The organism is Rhodoblastus sp., from assembly GCF_041915505.1.
Classification (GTDB): domain Bacteria; phylum Pseudomonadota; class Alphaproteobacteria; order Rhizobiales; family Beijerinckiaceae; genus Rhodoblastus.
The window spans coordinates 1-2591 of sequence record NZ_JAYSBG010000442.1; the positions used below are offsets into that span (position 1 = coordinate 1).

2 protein-coding genes and 1 pseudogene are annotated in these 2591 nt (G+C 64.8%); all 3 read left to right on the forward strand.

The genetic code is table 11. From position 1 onward, the window contains the following. Window positions 1-650, forward strand: a pseudogene (locus ACE3S9_RS18285) (cell division protein FtsH); the annotation flags it as partial. 170 nt (window positions 651-820) lie between these two features. Next, the gene (gene glmM / locus ACE3S9_RS18290) at window positions 821-2161 is read left to right on the forward strand and encodes a phosphoglucosamine mutase (RefSeq protein WP_374547906.1); all 1341 of its coding nucleotides are present in this window, start codon (window positions 821-823) and stop codon (window positions 2159-2161) included. Between the two features lie 13 nt (window positions 2162-2174). Next, a partial coding sequence (locus tag ACE3S9_RS18295; RefSeq protein ID WP_374547907.1) for an acyltransferase family protein occupies window positions 2175-2591 on the forward strand: 417 nt, incomplete at its 3' end.

Consider the following 2591-nt stretch of genomic DNA (forward strand, 5'->3'; position numbering starts at 1 on the left):
CGCTCAATGTCCCGGCCACCGATCCGGTCCACAAGGCCACGATCATCCCGCGCGGCCGCGCCTTGGGCATGGTCATGCAATTGCCGGAGCGCGACAAATTGTCGATGAGCTACGAGCAGATGACCTCCCGCCTCGCCGTGCTCATGGGCGGCCGCGTCTCCGAAGAGATCATCTTCGGCAAGGACAAGGTGACGTCCGGCGCCCAGAGCGACATCGAGCAGGCGACCAAGCTCGCCCGCGCCATGGTGACCCGCTGGGGCTTCTCGGATGAACTCGGCAGCGTGATGTATGGCGAGAACCAGGAAGAGGTGTTCCTGGGCTATTCCATGGGTCGCCAGCAGAATATCTCGGAATCGACCTCGCAGAAGATCGACGGCGAGGTGCGCCGTCTCGTAGAGGCCGGACAGGCCGAGGCGCGCCGCATCATCACCGAGAAGCGCGACGATCTCGAAAAGCTCGCCAGGGGGCTGATCGAATATGAAACCCTGACCGGCGACGAGATCACCGGCCTGCTCAACGGCGTCGAGCCGGTGCGCGACACGCAGGACGAGGCGCCGGCCAGCCCGCGCCGCTCGCCCGTGCCCGCCGCCGGCAAATCGACCTGGACCGGAGACGGCGACCCCGGCCTCGCCCCGGCGCCGCAATCCTGACGCAGGGATTTTTTTGACGGCCCGCGCAGCCCCCGCTGCGCGGGCCGTCGCTTGCGTTCTGGGAAACTGTTAAATCCGTTCATGTTTTGTGAAGCGCGGCGCCGGCGAAATCTTATATATCTTGCCCGAACATCCGGGATCAGCCCGCTGCAAACAGAGAGTTTTCCGCGATGAGCCGCAAATATTTTGGCACCGACGGCATTCGAGGCCTCGCCAACAAAGTCATTACGCCTGAACTCGCCATGAAAGTCGGCCAGGCCGCCGGCCTCGTCTTCCAAAACGGCGACTATCGCCATCGCGTGGTGATCGGCAAGGACACCCGGCTCTCCGGCTATATGATCGAATATGCGCTGGTGGCCGGCTTCACCTCGGTCGGCATGGACGTGTTGCTGCTCGGCCCGATGCCCACGCCGGCCGTCGCCATGCTCACCCGCTCCATGCGCGCCGATCTCGGCGTGATGATCTCGGCCTCGCATAATCCCTTCGAGGATAACGGCATCAAATTGTTCGGCCCGCAGGGCTTCAAACTGTCGGATGAGGTCGAACAGACCATTGAGGCCCTGATGGGCTCCGATCTCGATCCGAAGCTCGCCAAGCCATCCGCCTTCGGCCGCGCCCGCCGCGTCGACGACGTGCGGGCGCGCTATGTCGAATTCGCCAAGCACACCCTCCCGCGCAACATGTCCTTCGAGGGCATGCGCATCGTGATCGATTGCGCCAATGGCGCCGCCTATAAGGTGGCGCCGGAAGCCCTGTGGGAGCTGGGCGCCGAAGTCTTTTCGCTCGGCGTCGAGCCAGACGGCATGAACATCAATCGCGATGTCGGCTCGACCGCGCCGGCGGCGCTCGCCCGCCGCGTGCGCGAATTGCGCGCCGATATCGGCATAGCCCTCGACGGCGACGCCGACCGCGTGCTGATCGTGGACGAGAACGGCCATCTGGTCGACGGCGACCAGTTGATGGCTGTGGTGGCGCAGGACTGGAAGGAAGAAGGCCGCCTGTCGCAGCCGGGCATCGTCGCCACCATCATGTCCAATCTCGGCCTGGAACGCTATCTCCACTCCATCGGCCTGTCGCTCGCCCGCACGCCGGTCGGCGACCGCTATGTGCTCGAACATATGCGCGAGCATGGCTATAATATCGGCGGCGAACAGTCCGGCCACGTGATCCTGTCGGATTACAGCACCACCGGCGACGGCCTGGTGGCCGCCATGCAGGTCATGGCCGTGGTCAAGCGGCGCGGCCGGCCGGTATCGGAAGTCTGCCACGCCTTCGATCCGCTGCCGCAGATCCTGAAAAACGTGCGTTTCAAGGGCGGCAAGCCGCTGGAGGCCGCCAATGTCGCCAAGGCGATCGCCGCGGCGCGCGAAAAACTCGGCGCCGAAGGCCGGCTGGTGATCCGCCCCTCGGGCACGGAGCCGGTGATCCGCGTGATGGCAGAAGGCGACGACCGCGCCCTGGTCGAGCAGATCGTCGACGACGTCTGCGAAGCCGTCGCGACGGCGGCGTGACGACGCCGCAAACATGAACTATCCCCTTCCCGGACTGTTCGTCGGTTTCGTCCTGACCTTCGCCGCGGCAATGGCCGCCGGCGAACTGATCGCGCGGCTCGGCTTTCCGCTGCCCGCCAGTGAGAAGCGAATAGGTCAGATCGACGGCTTGCGCGGTTTTCTCTGCCTCGCCGTGATGTTCCATCATTTCGTCGTCTGGATGCAGATGGCGCGGCTTGGGGCCGGCTGGTCGACGCCGACGATCAATTTCTTCCAGATGATCGGCTCGGGCGCCGTCGCGCTATTCTTCATGGCGACCGGGCTGCTGTTCTATCCGCGCATCCGCGCCGGCTTCTCGGCCAATAACTGGCCGTCGATCTTCGTCTCGCGCCTTTTCCGCATCGTGCCCCTGAGCATTGTCGCGGTCGTCATGGTGACTGGGGTCGTGATG